The following is a 16,817-nucleotide window of genomic DNA, read 5'->3' as shown; positions in this document are numbered from 1 at the left end:
CGCAACGCGAACGCGACGCCTTCGAGCACCGCGCGATACAGGTGCGCGCGCGTGTGCGCGAGACTCAGCCCGACGAATGCGCCGCTCGCCTTCGCGTCCCACACCGGGCTGCGTTCGCCCATCAGGTACGGCAGGAACAGCACGCCATCGGCGCCCGGCGGCACGCTTTCGGCCGCCTCCTCCAGCAACACGTGCGGATCGCCGTGCGGCAACAGGCGTGCCGCATCGATCTCCGCATGACAGAACTGGTCGCGAAACCACGCGACCGACGCGCCTGCCGTGATCGCGCCGCCGAACACGTACAGGTCGCGCTGCCCGTCGAACACGTGCGGCATGCTGACGAGCCCGTGCCGCGCATCGACGTGCCGGCTCACGTAACCCCAGCACATGCTGGTGCCGATCATCGCGACATGCTGCCCCGCGCGCGTCGCGCCGGCCGCGAAGGTCGCGACGGCCGCATCGACGCCGCCCGCGACGACGGGCGTGCCGGCCGGCAGCCCGAGCGGCTCCGTCCATTGCGACAGCAGGCCGCCGACGACGTCCGTCGATTCGACGAGCCGCTCGGGCATCATCGTCGCCGGGATGCCGAGCATGTCGAGCGCATCGTCGGACCATTCGCGGCGCGCGACGTCGTACACGCCGCCGATGTTGCCGGCCGAGCTGTGGTCGACCGCGACCTCGCCGGTCAGCAGGTAGATCACGTGGGCGTTCGGCGGCAGGAAGTAGCGCACGTTCGCCCACACGTCCGGCCGCTGGTCGCGCAGCCACAGCATCTTCGTGAAGCCGTAATAGCTGTCGACGCCGTTGCCCGTGATCACGCGCAGCCGCTCGACGTTCACGTTCGCATTGATCCAGTCGACTTCCGCGGTCGCACGCCGGTCCATCCAGATCAGGCACGGATGGACCGGCCGCATGTCGCTGTCGACCGGAACGCCCGAGCCCCCGTACAGGCTGCCCACGCACACCGCGCGGATCGCGTCGGCCGGCACACCCTGCGCGCGCGCATCGCTCACGCAGCCGGCGATGCATTCGAGCACGGCGTCGAACCACACCTGCGGCCATTGCTCGGCCCACAGCGGGCGCGGCGTATCGGGCTGGTAGCCGGCCGAGCGCCGCGCGACGATCGTGCCGTGCCGGTCGACGAGCAGCGCCTTGGTGCTCTGCGTGCCGATGTCCACGCCTATGACGTATTCCATGATGTCTCCGGTAAGGCGCACGCCGGCCGTCAGCGGGCCGGCTTCAGCAGCACCTTGATCGATTCGGGCGATTTCGCGACGCGGATCGCGTCGTCCCACTCCTCGAGCGCGAAATCGTGCGTGACGATGCCTTTCGACGTGACGAGCCCGCGTGCGAGCAAGTCGATCGCGACCGGATAGCAGTATGGCCCCAGGTGCGCGCCGCGCACGTCGAGCTCCTTGCGGTCGCCGATGATCGACCAGTCGACGGTCGCATCCTCGCCGAACACGCTGAATTCGACGAAGCGGCCGAGCTTGCGGATCAGGTCGAGCCCCTGGCTCACGCCGACCGGCGCGCCGGTCGTCTCGATGTAGACGTCGCAGCCGTAGCCGTCGGTGAGCGACCTGACGATCGCGCGCGCATCGTCGCGCGCCGGGTTGATCGTCACGTCGGCGCCGTACTGCCGCGCGAGTTCGAGCCGCTCGTCGATCAGGTCGATCACGACGAGTTTCTTCGGCGTCTTCAGGTGCGCGACCTGCGTCATCATCAGGCCGAGCGGGCCCGCTCCGGCGATCACGACCACATCGTCGAGCTGCAGGTCGCCGCGGTTCACGGTATGGATCGCGCACGACAGCGGCTCGATGATCGCGGCGTCTTCGAGCGACACGCCGAGCGGGATCCTGTGGACGATCGCGGTGGGCGGAATGCGCATGTATTCGGCCATCCCGCCGTCGGCCACCTCGCGCTGGAAGCCGAAGATGTTGTGCACTTCGCACATCCAGTACTGGCCCGACCGGCAATAACGACACTTGCCGCACGGCACGATCTGCTCGGCGATCACGCGGTCGCCCAACGCCACGCCGAAATGCTCGGCCGCGCCGTCGCCGAGCGCTTCGACGTAGCCGAAAAATTCATGGCCGGGAATCACGGGCGCCTTCACCCACGGGCTCGGGCCGCCCCAGAACATCTTCGCGCCCGTATAGCACTTGCAGTCGCTCGCGCAAATCCCGCACGCGGCGATGCGGATCACGAGTTCGTTCGTGCCGGGGCACGGCTTCGCGACCTGTTCGACGCGGTAGTCCTCGGGGCCGTGGCAAACGACCGCGGTCATCCGCGGCTGGGCTTCGGGTGTCGTCATGAGTTGTCTCTTTCGTTGATGATTCGGATATCTGATCGATCGCACGTTACCGCGACCGTTCGCGGCTGATGTAGATCGCGAGCAGGATGATTCCGCCCTTGATCACGTTCTGCACATACGGGTTCACGCCGATCATGTTCAGCCCGTTGTTGAGCACGCCGAGCAGCAGCGCGCCGACCAGCGTGCCGAGGATCGCGCCGCGCCCGCCCGAGATCGACGTACCGCCCATCACGACGGCCGCGATCGCGTCGAGCTCGAAGCCCACGCCCGCGTTCGGCTGCCCGCTCATCAGGCGCCCGGTCAGCACGATCGCAGCGAGCGCCGACGTGAGCCCGGCGAGCGTGTAGACGATCAGCTTCACGCGCGCCACGCGCACGCCGGTGAGCCGCGTCGCCTGCTCGTTGCCGCCGATCGCATACACGTAGCGGCCGAACGGCATCCGGTCGAGCAGCAGCCACGCGATTGCATAGACCACCAGCATGATCAGTACCGGCGCCTGGATGCCGAACACCTTGCCGCTGCCGAAGAACGCGACCCAGTCGGGCAACCCGTCGATCGGATAGCCGCCCGTGTAGATCAGTGCCAGGCCGCGCGCGATGCCCATCGTCGCGAGCGTGACGATGATCGGCGGCATCCCCGCGAACGCGACGAACAGGCCGCTCAGGAAGCCGAACCCGAGGCCGACCGCAATGCCGATCGCGAGCGCGGCCACCGCGTTCACGCCGGCCACCATCAGCCCGGCCGCAAGCGTGCCCGACAGCGCCATCACCGAGCCGACCGACAGGTCGATCCCGCCCGACACGATCACGAACGTCATCCCGATCGCGACGATCAGCAGGAACGCGTTGTCGACGAGCAGCCCGGTGAGCACCTGCATCGAGAAGAAGCCCGCATACATCACGGACCCGAAACCGAACAGCGCGACGAACAGCAGGATCGTCACGACGATCGGCAGCGTGCGCGGGTCGGCGAGCCGGCCAAGGAATCGTGTCATCGGGGCGTCGCTCCGGTGGTGGCGCGCGAACGCGCGGAAGGCAGCAGCCGTGACGCATGCCGGACGACCAGCGCGCGCGCCGCCTCCGACTGGATCAGCGTCACGACGATCACGACGACCGCCTTGACGACGAGCGTCGCCTCCGGCGGCACGCCGATCGAATAGGTCGTGTAGGTGAGCGTCTGGATGATCAGCGCGCCGAGCACCGAGCCGGCGAGGCTGAAGCGGCCGCCGAGCAGCGACGTGCCGCCGAGCGTCACCGCGAGGATCGCGTCGAGTTCGAGCAGCAGCCCGGCGTTGTTGCCGTCGGCGCTGCGCACGTTCGAACTCGCGAGGATGCCGGCGAGCGCCGCCATCACGCCCGAACACAGATACACGCCGAACACGACCGCACCCGCGCGCAGCCCGACGAGCCGCGTCGCGACCGGATTCACGCCGATCGCGCGTATGAACAGCCCGAGCGCCGTGCGGTTCACCAGCAGCGCGGTCGCGGCGATCGTCGCGATGGCGATCCACACCGCGCACGGCACGGTCGCGAGATACCCGCCGCCGAGCGCGAGATAGCCGGGCGCACCGATCGGGATGATCTGGCCGCCCGTCAGCAGCTGCGCGACGCCGCGGCCGGCCACCATCAGGATCAGCGTCGCGATGATCGGCTGCATCCCGACGAACGCGACGAGCAGCCCGTTCCAGGCGCCCGCGAGCAAGCCGACGCCGAGCGCGGCGGCCAGCGCGGCACCGACCCGCGACGGATCGCCGTCGAGCACGATCGCCGCGGCCGCGCCGGCGATCGCGACGATCGCGCCGACCGAGATGTCGATCCCGCGCGTCGCGATCACGAGCGTCATCCCGAGCGACACGATCACGAGCGGCGCCGCGCGGTTCAGGATGTCGACCGGTGCGCCGAACAGGTGGCCGTCGAGCAGCGCGATCGACAGGAAACCCGGACGATGCGCGACATCGAGCGCGAACAGCAGCGCGAGCGTCAGCACCGGCCACGCGAGCGAATGACGAAACAGCATGCGCAGCGGCGTCATGACTGGCCTCCCGCGATCAGACGGTACACCTGCTCCTCGGATGCATCGGCGCCGCTCAGCTCGGCGACCTTGCGACGGTCGCGCAGCACCGCGATCCGGTGGCTCACGCGCACGACCTCGCCGATCTCCGACGAGATGAACAGGATCGCGAGCCCGGTCTTGCACAGCGCGAGCACGCGCTCCATGATGTCGAACTTCGCGGCGACGTCGATCCCGCGCGTCGGTTCGTCGAGAATCAGCAGCTTCGGGTCCGTCGCGAGCCAGCGCGCGAGCAGCACCTTCTGCTGGTTGCCGCCCGACAGCAGGCCGATCGGCTGCTCCGCGTCGCGCGCCTTGATGCCGAGCCGGGCGATATACGACTCGGCGATCTCGCGCTGGCGCGCGCGCCCGATCAGCCGCCACCAGCCGCGCCGCGCCTGCAGCGCGAGGATGATGTTCTCGCGGATCGACAGCGCGGCGACGATACCCTCCTTCTTGCGGTCTTCCGGGCAGTACGCGATGCCGTGCCGCACCGCGTCGTGCGGCGACGCGAGCCGCGTGCGCGTGCCGTCGATCTCGATCGCGCCGGTGTCCGGGCGCTCCGCGGCGAACGCGAGCTGCGCGGTTTCGGTACGCCCCGAGCCGAGCAGCCCGGCCAGCCCGACGATCTCGCCGGGCCGCACGTCGAGATCGAGCGCACTCATCATCCCGCGCCGGCCGACCTGCTGCATCGACAGGAACGGCGCGGCGTCGCCCGCGGTGCGCACGGCGGCCGCGGCACCCGCCTGCAGCGTATCGGACATCCGCTCGCGGCCGGTCATCTTCGCGACCAGCACATCGACAGGCAGGTCGCGCGCCAGGTACTCGCCTTCGCGCTCGCCGTTGCGCATCACGGTGATCCGGTCGGACACCGCATAGGTCTGCTCAAGGAAATGCGTGACGAACAGGATCGCGATGCCCGACGCCTTCAGCCGGCGCAGCACGTCGAACAGCCGCGCGACCTCGCCGTCGTCGAGGCTCGACGTCGGCTCGTCGAGGATCAGCACGCGCGCATCGACGGAAACGGCGCGCGCGATCGCGACCATCTGCTGCACGGCGATCGGGTACGCGTCGAGCGAGCGCGTGACGTCGAGCGACAGGTCGAGTTCCGCGAGCGCCGCGCGCGCACGCGCATGGATCGCATTCCAGTCGATCGCGCCGCGCCGCATCGGCTGACGGCCCGCGAAGATGTTCTCGGCGACCGACAGGTTCGTGCACAGGTTCACTTCCTGGTAAAGCGTCTGGATCCCGGCCGCCTCGGCTTCGCGCGGCGCGGCGAAGCGCACGGGCCGGCCGCCGACGCGAATCTCGCCCGCGTCGTGCGCATGCACGCCGGTGAGCACGTTGATCAGCGTCGACTTGCCCGCGCCGTTCTGGCCCATCAGCGCATGGATCTCGCCGGGAAACAACCGGAAGTCCACGCGCTGCAGCGCGCTGACACCCGGAAATGACTTGTCGATGCCGGTCATCTCGACCACCGGCGATTGCGTCATGACCCCTCCGTCGAAACGGTTGCGAAGCGGTTGCGAAACGGTTGCAACGCGGTTGCGACTCGGGCGGCAGCCGCGCCGCCGCCCGTGCGGGACATCAGTACTTGCGGGTCGGCAGCACCTGCGCCGCGACGTTCATCGGGAACACCGTCTCGTTCGTGACGATCCGCTTGGGCAGCTGCTTGCCGGCGACCACGTCCTTCACCGCGCTCATCAGCTGCGGGCCGAGCAGCGGGCTGCATTCGACGTCGACGTTGATCTTGCCGGCGATCATCGCCTGGAAACCGCCCTTCGTCGCATCGAACGACACGACGCTCACGTCCTTGCCGGGCTTGATCCCGGCTTCCTCCATCGCCTGGATCGCGCCGAGCGCCATGTCGTCGTTGTGCGCGTAGACGACGTTGATCTGCTTGCCGTAGGTCTTCGCGAACGCTTCCATCACCTGCTTGCCGCCGGCGAGCGTGAAGTCGCCGCTCTGCGACGCGATCACCTTGAATTTCGGATTGTTCTTGATCACTTCGAGCAGGCCCGCGCGGCGATCGTTGGCCGGCGCGGAACCGACCGTGCCCTGCAGCTCGACGATATTGATCGGGCCCGCATCGTTCTTGTAGCGCTCTTCGAGCCAGTGGCCGGCGCGCCGCCCTTCCTCGAGGAAGTCGGAGCCGATCATCGTCACGTACAGCGACGGGTCCTTCACGTCGACCGCGCGATCGGTCAGGATCACCGGGATATGCGCGGCCTTCGCTTCGGTCAGCACCGGTTCCCAGCCCGACTCGACGACCGGCGAGAACGCGATCACGTCGACCTTCTGCGCGATGAACGAACGGATCGCGCGAATCTGGTTCTCCTGCTTCTGCTGCGCGTCCGAGAATTTCAGGTTGATGCCGGCGTCCTTCGCCGCGCCCTTCACCGACACGGTGTTCGCGGTGCGCCACGCGCTTTCCGCGCCGACCTGCGAGAACCCGAGCGTGATCGGCTTTTGCTGCGCGAACGCGTCGTGCGCGAACACCGTCGCCGCGGCGACGAGCGCGCCGGCCGTCAGCTTCCTGAAAAATGTCATGGTCCGTCTCCGATGATGTCGTTGTATGCCGCTGCGCTGTTGTGGTTCTGCTTGGCGCGGGGATGCGGGTCGGGACTGCAGACCGGGCTGGCGCGTGCGGCCGGCCCGGTCTGCATGCCCCGCATCAGTCTATGAACAAGTCCGATAACCTTCCAATGAAATATTGGATTCGGGCGATATCGGAATCGGCATACGTATAAACACCTAAACGGGCTGGGGGCGGCGCGGCGGAGATGGGGAAAGGCGCCGGCCATGAAAAACGCCAGCTATACCAGCGCGCAAGGCGGCCTCGTGAACTGGGCCGGCACACCGGCCTCGGTCGCGAGCGGCCGGCTGATGGATCGCTTCGACCGCTAACGGGTGATCGCCACGAGTTTTTGCCTGGCGGTACGGTCACTCCGGGCCGCGCACGGGATGCAGTCGACGTTCCGGCCCCAGCAGGTGCTCGCCTTTGCTTGGGGATCGTTCATTCCCGGCGCCCATACCGGCATGAACGCGCCGACCGCGCGCTTTTATCCGACCGTCGCTCACGACGGCCAGAATTACCGCGCATCGCCATCGCCGGCCACGCCGAGCCGCCGGTCGATGCCGCTGTCGCGACCGCGCGGCGTCTCGCCGCCCCGATTCGGCACGACGCCGGCCGCATGCGGCCGACCGGCGTCGGCCGCGCGCGCCGGGTTCAACGCTTGCAGCACGCTCGCGCGCCCACCGTCGTCATCGGGCAATTGCGGCATCCCCCGTGCAAAGGCCGGCGCGACCGCCGCCGCGAGCAGCGCGGCGATCGCCAGCCGGGAAAGGCGTTTCATCGCCTGTCTCCCGGTCACTGCGCGCTGACGGCCGGCACCGGCGTCGACGCGGTCGCGGTGGCCTGCTCGCCGTGCGCGATCGCATAGAGCTCGCGATTGCGCGCAATCGTCGACGGGCTCGGCGGATAGTCCCAGTTCGACGTGGGCACGGTGCCGTCGCGCTGCGCCTGAACGAGCTCGGCGATCACGTCGGCACGGGTCGGGCCCGACGACGACGCTTGCGCGAAAGCGGCAACCGGCGTGCCGATGGCGAGGGCGAGCAGCGCGGTCGCTGCGATCAGTCTGCGATTCATGATGAAACTCCCCAGAACGGTTCGATGAGGACGCATCGTCGATGCGCCGCCGGCGGTGCCGCGGATGCGGTTCGCCGCCCGACATCCCCATTCTGGTGACTGCGGCCGGCACGACGCTGACCGCCACATGACAATCCTGAAATCTGCGGCGCCACGCGCAGATAACCGTTTCGTAATCTTCGAGTCAGGGCCGGGTCAACGCGGCAACGGCAGACTGCACGCTCGTCGCATCCATCGCGGCGCCCTTGCCCTGCTTCGAGGAAAACATCATGTGGATCGTCCGGCTGGCATTGCGCAGGCCCTATACGTTCGTCGTGCTTGCGCTGCTGATCTTCATCGCGGGCACGCTCGCGATCCTGCGCACACCGACCGACATCTTTCCGAACATCGACATCCCGGTCGTCAGCATCGTCTGGTCGTACAACGGCTTTTCCGCCGAAGACATGGCCAAGCGCATCACGACCAACTACGAGCGCGCGCTCACGTCCGACGTCGACGACATCGAGCACATCGAATCGCAATCGCTGAACGGCGTGTCGGTCGTGAAGATCTTCTTCCACCCCGGCGCGGACATCAATCGCGCGATTGCCGAAGCCTCGAGCAACTCCGCGTCGATCCTGCGGATCCTGCCGCCGGGCACGCTGCCGCCGAACATCATCACGTACAACGCGTCGACGGTGCCGATCCTGCAGCTCGGCCTGTCGAGCAGCACGCTCGCCGAGCAGCAGCTGTACGACCTCGGCAACAGCTTCATCCGCACGCAGCTCGCGACCGTCCAGGGCGCGGCCGTGCCGCTGCCGTTCGGCGGCAAGGTGCCCGAGATCGTCGTCGACCTGAACATGCGCGCGCTGCAGGCCAAGGGGCTCGCGCCGATCGACGTGGTCAACGCGATCAACGCGCAGAACCTGATCCTGCCCGGCGGCACCGCGAAGATCGGCGCGCGCGAATACAACGTGCAGATGAACGGCAGTACGCAGACCGTCGCCGCGCTGAACGACCTGCCGGTGAAGACCGTCGGCGGCAACGTCGTCTATGTGCGCGACGTGGCCCACGTGCGCAACGGCTACGCGCCGCAGACCAACATCGTGCGCAGCGACGGCAAGCGCGCGGCGCTGCTGACGGTCGAGAAGACCGGCAGCGCATCGACGCTGACGATCATCGGCCAGGTGAAGGCGATGCTGCCGAAGATCGCGGCCGGCCTGCCGAAGGCGCTGCACATCACGCCGCTCGGCGACCAGTCGGTGTTCGTGAAAGCGGCGATCCAGGGCGTCGCGCGCGAGGCGCTGATCGCCGCGTGCCTGACGGCGCTGATGATCCTGCTGTTCCTCGGCAGCTGGCGCGCGACGCTGATCATCGCCGTGACGATCCCGCTCGCGGTGCTGACGTCGCTGTGCGCGCTGGCCGCGCTCGGCGAGACGATCAACATCATGACGCTCGGCGGGCTCGCGCTCGCGGTCGGGATTCTCGTCGACGATGCGACCGTCGCGATCGAGAACATCACGCACCACCTCGAACGCGGCGCGCCGCTCGAGGAGGCGATCCTGACCGGCGCAGGCGAGATCGCCGTGCCGACCTTCGTGTCGACGCTGTCGATCTGCATCGTGTTCGCGCCGATGTTCCTGCTGACGGGCGTCGCGCGCTACCTGTTCGTGCCGATGGCCGAAGCGGTGATCTTCGCGATGATCGCGTCGTACTTCTTCTCGCGCACGCTGATCCCGACGCTCGCGATGGTGCTGATGCGCGCCAAGGGGCACGGCAAGACGCCGCGCGGCATCTTCGCTCGCTTCGCGCGCTTCCAGGCCGCCTTCGAGCACCGTTTCGAAGCGGTCCGCGCGCGCTATCGCGCGCTGCTTTCGGCCGCGATCGCGAACCGGCGCCGCTTCGCGGCCGCGTTCCTGCTCGCCTGCGTGGCTTCCACGAGCCTGTTCGCCGTCGCCGGGCAGGATTTCTTCCCGTCGGTCGATACCGGCGAGATCCGGCTGCACCTGCGCGCGCCGACCGGCACGCGGATTGAGGAGACCGCGCGCCTGACCGACGAGGTCGAGACGCGGATCCGCTCGGTGATCCCCGCGAACGAACTGGCCGGCGTGCTCGACAACATCGGCGTGCCCGTCAGCGGGATCAACCTGACCTACGACTCGTCCGATCCGGTCGGCGCCGGCGACGCCGACATCATGATCACGCTGAAGCCGAACCACCGGCCGACCGCGCAGTACGTGACGAAGCTGCGCAACCTGCTGAACCAGGCGTTCCCGGGCGTGACCTTCGCGTTCCTGCCGGCCGACATCGTCAGCCAGATCCTCAACTTCGGGTTGCCCGCGCCGATCGACATCCAGATCGTCGGCAACCGGCTCGATGCGAACCGCGCGGTCGCGAACCGGCTGCTCGCGCAACTGCGCGGCGTGCGCGGCCTCGTGGACGCGCGCATCCAGCAGCCCGGCGACGCACCCGCGATCAACGTCGACGTCGATCGCACCAAGGCGATCCAGGCCGGGCTCCAGCAGCGCGACGTCGCGCAGAACCTGCTGATCGCGCTGTCCGGCAGCTCGCAGACCACGCCGAACTTCTGGCTGAACCCCGCCAACGGCGTCAGTTACCCGGTGCTGGTGCAGGCGCCTCAGTACGACGTCAATTCGCTGCAGTCGCTCGCGAACATCGCGATGCCGACCGCCGCGCAATCGCCGCAGACGCCCGCGGGCGGCCCCGCGGCCGGCGCGGGCGCGCAGAACCTGCTCGGCACGCTGGGCACCTTCTCGCGCGCCGAGCAGCAGGCCGTCGTGTCGCACTACAACGTGCAGCCGGTGCTCGACATCTTCGCGTCGGTGCAGGACCGCGATCTCGGCGGCGTGACGGCCGACGTGACGAAGCTCGTCGACGCCGCTCGCGCGCAACTGCCGCCCGGCTCGTCGATCGTGCTGCGCGGCCAGGTGCAGGCGATGCACCAGTCGTTCGCGGGGCTGCTGAGCGGCCTCGTGCTCGCGATCGCGCTGGTCTACCTGCTGATGGTCGTGAACTTCCAGTCGTGGCTCGACCCGCTCGTGATCGTCAGCGGCCTGCCCGCGTCGCTCGCGGGCATCGCGTGGATGCTGTTCGTCACGAACACGACGCTGTCGGTGCCCGCGCTGACCGGCACGATCCTGTGCATCGGCATCGCGACCGCGAACAGCATTCTCGTCGTCAACGCGGCGCGCGAGCTGAGCGCCGGCGGCACGCCGCCGTGGCAGGCCGCGCTCGATGCGGGGTTCAGCCGGTTCCGCCCGGTCGTGATGACCGCGCTCGCGATGCTGATCGGCATGCTGCCGATGGCGCTCGGCCTCGGCGACGGCGGCGAGCAGAACGCGCCGCTCGGCCGCGCGGTGATCGGCGGCCTCGCGTTCGGCACGGTGTCGACGCTGCTGTTCGTGCCCGTCGTGTTCGGCTTCGTCCATGCGTGGCTCGAACGGCGACGAGATGCGGCCGCCGCACGCCGCGTGCCGGACACGCCGGCCCTGCCTTGAGCACGGATACCCGGATAGCTGGACTGGATACCCGCCGATTTCCTCCGACTCGCCCGACTTCGAACCCATCATGAACGACTCGACCGAACCTCTCGCCCCGCTTTCCGCCGAAACGGCGGCGGTGCCGCCTGTCTCACGCGACACCGCACCCGACGCGCCGCTGCCCCGTCGCGGCCGCAGGCTCGCCGTGCCGCTGGCCGTGCTCGCACTCGCCGCCGCGCTGCTGGCCGCCGGCATCGTGCCGCGTATCGATGCGCGCGCCGCGCAGCGCGTGCAGGTGGCCGCGCAGCAGGCGCTGCCGGTGTCCGTGATCCGGCCCGGCGCCGCGCCGGCCGACCAGACGCTCACGCTGCCGGGTGCGGTGATGCCCTACGCCGAAGCGTCGATCTACGCGCGCACGAGCGGCTACATCGCGCACTGGAGTGCGGATATCGGCACGCACGTGAAAGCCGGGCAGACGCTCGCGCAGATCACGGCGCCCGACCTCGACGCGCAGTTGCGCCAGGCGCACGCCGACACGTCGACCGCGCAGGCGAACTACGACTACGCGAAATCGACCGCGCAGCGCTGGCAGGAGATGCTGAAGACGCAGTCGGTATCGCAGCAGGACACCGACACGAAGGTCGCCGACATGAACGCGAAGCGCGCGATGCTCGCCTCCGCGCAGGCGAATGCCGCCCATCTGAACGAACTCGTGTCGTACGAATCGGTGACGGCGCCGTTCGACGGCGTGATCACCGCGCGCAACGTCGACGTCGGCACGCTCGTCACGGCGGGCGGCACACCGGGCAGCCCGGGGCTGTCGGGCGAACTGTTCCACCTCGAGCAGACCGACACGCTGCGCGTGTTCGTCGACGTCCCGCAGGATAGCGCGGCCGGCGTATCGGCCGGCACGCCCGTGTACCTGACCACGCAGCAGTATCCGGGCCGGCGCTTCGTCGCGCGCGTGGCGCGCAGCGCGGGCGCGATCGATCCCGTGACGCGCACGCTGCGGGTCGAGATCGACGTCGACAACCACGACGGCGCGCTGATGCCGGGCGCGTATGCGCAGGCGCACCTGCTCGTCGCGAGTGCGGCGCCCGCGTTCGAGCTGCCGGTCAGCGCGCTGCTGTTCCGGCCGAACGGCGTGACGGTCGCGACCGTCGCCGCGAACGGCACCACCGCGCTGAAGACCGTGCAGATCGGCCGCGATTTCGGCGCGCACGTCGAGATCGTCGCGGGGCTGGCCGCGACCGATCGGGTGATCGACAACCCGGGCGATTCGATCGCCGACGGCGAGACCGTGAAGATCGTGGCGGTCGAGCCCGGCGCCGCGCAGGCGGCTGCGCGGGCCGGCTCGGCTACCGGCGTGCCGGCAGCGCCTCACGCGGTAGCGGCCGCGACAGCACCGGCCGCCGTCGCGGCGCCCGCGTCGACGCCGGTTGCCACGTCGGTTGCGACGTCGACGCAGTCCCACGGCTGACCGTTCATGACAACCCGCGAGATCTCCACCATGTGCCTCTTTCATCCGCTTCCGTTCGCACGCCGCGTCGTCGCGCTCGGCATCGCCGCCGCGTTGACCGCATGCTCGACGCTACCCGCCTATTCGCCCCCCACCGTCGCGGTGCCTGCGCACTATGCGGGCATACCGGCTTCGGGCGTCCCGGCTGCGGGCATACCGGATTCGGGCGTACCGGCTACGGGCGTACCGGCTTCGGCCGCCCCCACCACCCAACCCGGCTGGAACGTCGCCACGCCCGCCGATGTCGCATCGCGCGGCCCGTGGTGGACCGTCTTCGACGACGCCGCACTGAACGCGCTCGAAGCGCGCGTCGACATCTCGAACCAGACCGTGAAGAAAGCCGTCGCCGATCTCGAGCAGGCACGCGCGATGGTCGGTTACCAGCGTGCGGGCTTCCTGCCGACCGTCACGGCCGGCGTCGCGCAGAGCCGCTCGCGCTTGTCGCAGAACAAGCTCGGCTCGTCGCTCGCCGGCAAGACGACGCCCGACTACCAGGCCGGCGTCGCCGCGAGCTGGGAACCCGACCTGTTCGGCCGCGTGCGCGACGCCGTGACGGGCGCGCAGGCGAATGCCGACGCGAGCGCGGCCGACCTGCAGGCCGTGAGGCTGTCCGTCACGACCGAGCTCGCGACCGACTATTTCGCGCTGCGCTCGCTCGACACGCAGAAGCAACTGCTCGACGAAACGGTGCGCGCGTATGCCGATGCCCTGAAGCTGCTGAAGCAGCAACTCGCGGACGGCGCGATCGACGCGTCGGCCGTCGCACAAGCCGAGACGCAGCTCGAATCGACGCAAACGCAGGACACCGACATCGACGCGTCGCGCGCGCAACTTCAGCATGCGCTCGCGACGCTGGTCGGCGAAAGCGCATCGACCTTCACGCTACCGCCGCGCGTGCAGGCATTCGACGTGCCGGCGATCCCGGCCGGCGTGCCGTCGCAACTGCTCGAGCGGCGGCCCGACATCGCGGCGGCCGAGCGGCGCGTCGCGGCCGCGAACGCGCAGATCGGCGAGGCGCGCGCCGCGTTCTTTCCCGACCTGGTGCTGTCGGCGAGCGCGGGGCTCGAAAGTTCGTTCTTCGCGCCGTGGCTCACCGCGCCGAGCCTGTTCTGGTCGCTCGGCTCGCAGCTCGCCGGCACGCTGTTCGACGGCGGGCGCCGCAGCGCGTCGCTGCACGCCGCGCATGCGCAGTACGACGGCGTGGTCGCCGATTACCGGCAGACCGTGCTGGCCGCGTTCCAGCAGGTCGAGGATCAACTGTCCGCGCTCGATGCGCTCGCATCGGAAGCGAACAGCCAGCAGCGCGCGACCGACGCGGCCGACCTGTCGCTGAAGCTGACGACCAACCGCTTCAACGCCGGTGCGGTCAGTTATCTCGACGTCGTGACCGCGCAGACGATCGCGCTGTCGAACCGGCGCCTGGCCGACCAGATCGCCGCGCGCCGGATGGAGGCGGCGGTCGCGCTGCTGACGGCGCTCGGCGGCGGCTGGAACAAGGATACGGATATGGATGCGCACGCAACGGCTGCCGCGCACGCGGATGCTACGCCGTCGGCGTCCTGACGAACGTGAGGATGAAGCGCGTGCCGGCCGCGTCGCTTTCGACGCGTACGGTGCCGCCGTGCAATTCCATCACCGAACGCACGATCGCGAGGCCGAGCCCGGCCGTGCCGCCCGGCACGCCGCCGCTGCGCGCGGGGTCGCCGCGCACGAAACGCTCGAAGATGCGCGGCAGCAGCGCGGGATCGATCGGCTCGCCCGGGTTCGCGACGACGACGTGCACCGCATCCGCCGTTTCGTCGACGCTCATCGCGATCACGCCGCCCGCCGGCGTATAGCGCAGCGCGTTGGCCAGCAGGTTGCTGACCGCGCGGCGGAACAGTTCGAGATCGGCGGTCAGTTGCCCGTGCCCGTCGACGCGCAGCGTCGATCCCGCTTCGTCGGCGAGCCCTTCGAAATAACCGGCGATACGCTCCAGTTCGTCGTGCACGTCGAACGCACGCTGCCGCGTGACGAAACCCGGATGCTCGGCGCGCGCGAGAAACAGCACGTTCTCGATCATCCGCGCGAGACGGTCGTATTCCTCGAGATTCGATTCGAGCAGTGCCTGGTACTCGTCGGTCGAACGCGGCCGCGCGAGCGCCACCTCGGTCGCGCCGCGCATGTTGTTCAGCGGCGTGCGCAGGTCGTGCGCGAGATCCGCGCTGAATTGCGACAGGTGTCCGAACGCCTGCTGCAGGCGGCCGAGCATCGCGTTCTGCGCGTCGACGAGCGCCGTCAGCTCGCGCGGCGCACGCGACGCGTCGAGCCGCGTATCGAGCTTGTCGACGGTGATCCGGCCCGTGTTCGCGACGATCTCGCGCAGCGGCGCGAGCGATGTGCGGATCAGCCCGTAGCTGAGCAGCATCGCGAACAGTGCACCCAGGCCGCCGGCGATCTTCAGCCGGTCGCGGTAGCCGTCGAGCATCGCGGCGCGATCGCTCATGTTGCGCGCGATCGCGATCCGGATCGTCGAGTGGTCGCGCAACTGCGCATCGCTGACGACGCCGCGCACGGATACGCCGCCGCCGGCCGTCCAGGTCGCGATCCGGTCGGTGGTGATCCGTTCGTTCGCGGGCACCGGCGTCGCGTGCGGCGGGAACAGCGCGGCGTCGGGCAATGCCGGCAGCGCGGGCGAGGCGGGCGAGGTGGGCGAGGTGGGCATCGATGCGGCTGCCGCCGGCTCGGGCGTGTCCTCGAACCCGGTGCGCTCGACGTTGTGGCGCGCGAGCACGTTGCCCTGCCCGTCGACGACGGCGATCGACAGCGCCGCGTTGCCGAGCACCTGGCTCGTCAGCCGGTCCGCATGCGTGCGCACCGCGTCGAGCGAATCGAGCTCGCCCGCCAGCCGGCGCGTGTGCCGCGCGGCGAGCACGATGTCGAGGTCGTCCTGCGTGCTCACCTGCCGCTCGAGGGCCGTATACACATAGGTGCCGACAAGCGCGAAGACGGCGAGCATGGTCGCGCCGAACGCGAGCGCGAGCGTCGCGCCGATCGAGCGGCCGATCAAGCGGCCGAGCGTCATGCGGCGTCCTTCGGCTCGAGCACGTAGCCGACGCCGCGCACCGTATGGATCAGCTTGACCGCGAAATCGTCGTCGATCTTCGCGCGCAGCCGCCGGATCGCGACTTCGACGACGTTGGTGTCGCTGTCGAAATTCATGTCCCACACGTACGACGCGATCTGCGTGCGACTCAGCACCTCGCCCTGCCGGCGCGCGAGCAGTTGCAGCAGCGAGAATTCGCGCGGCGTCAGGTCGATCCGCACGGTGCCGCGCTTCACGCGGCGGCGCACGACGTCGATCTCCAGGTCGCCCACCGCGATGCGCTCCGTCTCGCGCGGCGGCCCGCGCCGGGCGAGCGTGCGGATCCGCGCAAGCAGCTCGACGAATGCGAACGGCTTCACGAGGTAGTCGTCGGCGCCGAGCTCGAGGCCGTGCACACGATCCTGCACGTCGTCGCGCGCGGTCAGGAACAGCACGGGCGTCGCGTGCGTGTCGCGCAGCCGCTTGAGCACGCTCCAGCCGTCGAGCACGGGCAGCATCACGTCGAGCACGATCACGTCGTAGCTTTCCTCCTGCGCGAGCGTCAGGCCCTCGCCGCCATCCTTCGCGAGATCGACGCTGAAGCCGGATTCCTCGAGCCCTTTCTTCAGGTACGCGCCGGTCTTCGGTTCGTCTTCGACTATCAGGATGCGCATGGTCGGCTCCGTCGCATGGGGTGGTGACATGCGCCGATGTTACCGGGAAACGCGGCGCGCGAGCCGCAT

Annotated in this window: 12 protein-coding genes and 1 pseudogene; 3 read left to right on the top strand and 10 right to left on the bottom strand. The window is 69.3% G+C overall.

Annotated elements, in window-relative coordinates; genetic code table 11:
- The 8 genes and pseudogenes from L810_RS21975 to L810_RS21940 form a co-directional block, all read right to left on the bottom strand.
- On the bottom strand, positions 1–1,196 hold a 1,196-nt coding region (locus tag L810_RS21975; protein WP_042975664.1), incomplete at its 3' end, for an FGGY-family carbohydrate kinase.
- A gap of 29 nt (positions 1,197–1,225) precedes the next feature.
- Positions 1,226–2,314: an alcohol dehydrogenase catalytic domain-containing protein gene (locus L810_RS21970; RefSeq protein ID WP_021160501.1), complete on the bottom strand. Its 1,089-nt coding sequence runs from the start codon at positions 2,312–2,314 to the stop codon at positions 1,226–1,228.
- A gap of 46 nt (positions 2,315–2,360) precedes the next feature.
- Positions 2,361–3,146 (bottom strand): annotated as a pseudogene (locus L810_RS21965) (ABC transporter permease); the annotation flags it as partial.
- A 158-nt stretch (positions 3,147–3,304) separates the two neighbouring features.
- Positions 3,305–4,345, bottom strand: coding sequence for an ABC transporter permease (locus L810_RS21960; RefSeq protein WP_021160499.1), 1,041 nt, complete (start codon positions 4,343–4,345; stop codon positions 3,305–3,307).
- On the bottom strand, positions 4,342–5,856 hold the full coding sequence (locus tag L810_RS21955; protein WP_021160498.1) for a sugar ABC transporter ATP-binding protein: 1,515 nt from the start codon (positions 5,854–5,856) through the stop codon (positions 4,342–4,344). Before L810_RS21955 ends, L810_RS21960 begins: the two co-directional genes overlap by 4 nt.
- A gap of 94 nt (positions 5,857–5,950) precedes the next feature.
- Positions 5,951–6,913, bottom strand: a complete 963-nt coding sequence (locus tag L810_RS21950) for an ABC transporter substrate-binding protein (RefSeq protein WP_021160497.1) — start codon at positions 6,911–6,913, stop codon at positions 5,951–5,953.
- A gap of 542 nt (positions 6,914–7,455) precedes the next feature.
- Entirely contained in the window at positions 7,456–7,719 is a 264-nt protein-coding gene (locus tag L810_RS21945; protein ID WP_021160495.1) for a hypothetical protein, read from the bottom strand.
- A gap of 14 nt (positions 7,720–7,733) precedes the next feature.
- Positions 7,734–8,012 carry a DUF4148 domain-containing protein gene (locus L810_RS21940; protein WP_021160494.1) on the bottom strand — a complete coding sequence of 93 codons (279 nt, stop codon included), beginning with the start codon at positions 8,010–8,012 and terminating at the stop codon, positions 7,734–7,736.
- Between the two features lie 269 nt (positions 8,013–8,281).
- On the opposite strand from L810_RS21940, the gene L810_RS21935 reads away from it, so the two are divergent.
- The 3 genes from L810_RS21935 to L810_RS21925 all read left to right on the top strand — a co-directional run bounded on the left by L810_RS21935 (position 8,282) and on the right by L810_RS21925 (position 14,573).
- Positions 8,282–11,509: an efflux RND transporter permease subunit gene (locus tag L810_RS21935; RefSeq protein ID WP_021160492.1), complete on the top strand. Its 3,228-nt coding sequence runs from the start codon at positions 8,282–8,284 to the stop codon at positions 11,507–11,509.
- Positions 11,510–11,579: 70 nt separating this feature from the next.
- The gene (locus L810_RS21930; protein ID WP_021160491.1) at positions 11,580–12,971 is read left to right on the top strand and encodes an efflux RND transporter periplasmic adaptor subunit; all 1,392 of its coding nucleotides are present in this window, start codon (positions 11,580–11,582) and stop codon (positions 12,969–12,971) included.
- A 30-nt stretch (positions 12,972–13,001) separates the two neighbouring features.
- Positions 13,002–14,573: an efflux transporter outer membrane subunit gene (locus L810_RS21925; RefSeq protein ID WP_021160490.1), complete on the top strand. Its 1,572-nt coding sequence runs from the start codon at positions 13,002–13,004 to the stop codon at positions 14,571–14,573.
- Here the strand turns inward: L810_RS21925 and L810_RS21920 are convergent.
- Entirely contained in the window at positions 14,554–16,074 is a 1,521-nt protein-coding gene (locus L810_RS21920) for a heavy metal sensor histidine kinase (protein WP_021160489.1), read from the bottom strand. The genes L810_RS21925 and L810_RS21920 overlap by 20 nt on opposite strands.
- On the bottom strand, positions 16,071–16,748 hold the full coding sequence (locus L810_RS21915) for a heavy metal response regulator transcription factor (protein ID WP_021160488.1): 678 nt from the start codon (positions 16,746–16,748) through the stop codon (positions 16,071–16,073). The genes L810_RS21920 and L810_RS21915 overlap by 4 nt, the downstream gene beginning before the upstream one ends.
- Between the last annotated feature and the right edge of the window lie 69 nt (positions 16,749–16,817).

This window comes from Burkholderia sp. AU4i (genome assembly GCF_000466765.1).
GTDB classification, from domain to species: Bacteria; Pseudomonadota; Gammaproteobacteria; order Burkholderiales; family Burkholderiaceae; genus Burkholderia; species Burkholderia cepacia.
Note: the sequence above shows the minus strand (reverse complement) of the source record. Positions and strands in the feature narration are given on the sequence as shown.

Bases quoted from the DNA above. Each gene is read 5' to 3' on its own strand.
- L810_RS21920 (WP_021160489.1), bottom strand. From the start codon at position 16,074: ATGACGCTCGGCCGCTTGATCGGCCGCTCGATCGGCGCGACGCTCGCG.
- L810_RS21930 (WP_021160491.1), top strand. From the start codon at position 11,580: ATGAACGACTCGACCGAACCTCTCGCCCCGCTTTCCGCCGAAACGGCG.
- L810_RS21915 (WP_021160488.1), bottom strand. From the start codon at position 16,748: ATGCGCATCCTGATAGTCGAAGACGAACCGAAGACCGGCGCGTACCTG.
- L810_RS21960 (WP_021160499.1), bottom strand. From the start codon at position 4,345: ATGACGCCGCTGCGCATGCTGTTTCGTCATTCGCTCGCGTGGCCGGTG.
- L810_RS21955 (WP_021160498.1), bottom strand. From the start codon at position 5,856: ATGACGCAATCGCCGGTGGTCGAGATGACCGGCATCGACAAGTCATTT.
- L810_RS21940 (WP_021160494.1), bottom strand. From the start codon at position 8,012: ATGAATCGCAGACTGATCGCAGCGACCGCGCTGCTCGCCCTCGCCATC.
- L810_RS21935 (WP_021160492.1), top strand. From the start codon at position 8,282: ATGTGGATCGTCCGGCTGGCATTGCGCAGGCCCTATACGTTCGTCGTG.
- L810_RS21945 (WP_021160495.1), bottom strand. From the start codon at position 7,719: ATGAAACGCCTTTCCCGGCTGGCGATCGCCGCGCTGCTCGCGGCGGCG.
- L810_RS21970 (WP_021160501.1), bottom strand. From the start codon at position 2,314: ATGACGACACCCGAAGCCCAGCCGCGGATGACCGCGGTCGTTTGCCAC.
- L810_RS21950 (WP_021160497.1), bottom strand. From the start codon at position 6,913: ATGACATTTTTCAGGAAGCTGACGGCCGGCGCGCTCGTCGCCGCGGCG.
- L810_RS21925 (WP_021160490.1), top strand. From the start codon at position 13,002: ATGTGCCTCTTTCATCCGCTTCCGTTCGCACGCCGCGTCGTCGCGCTC.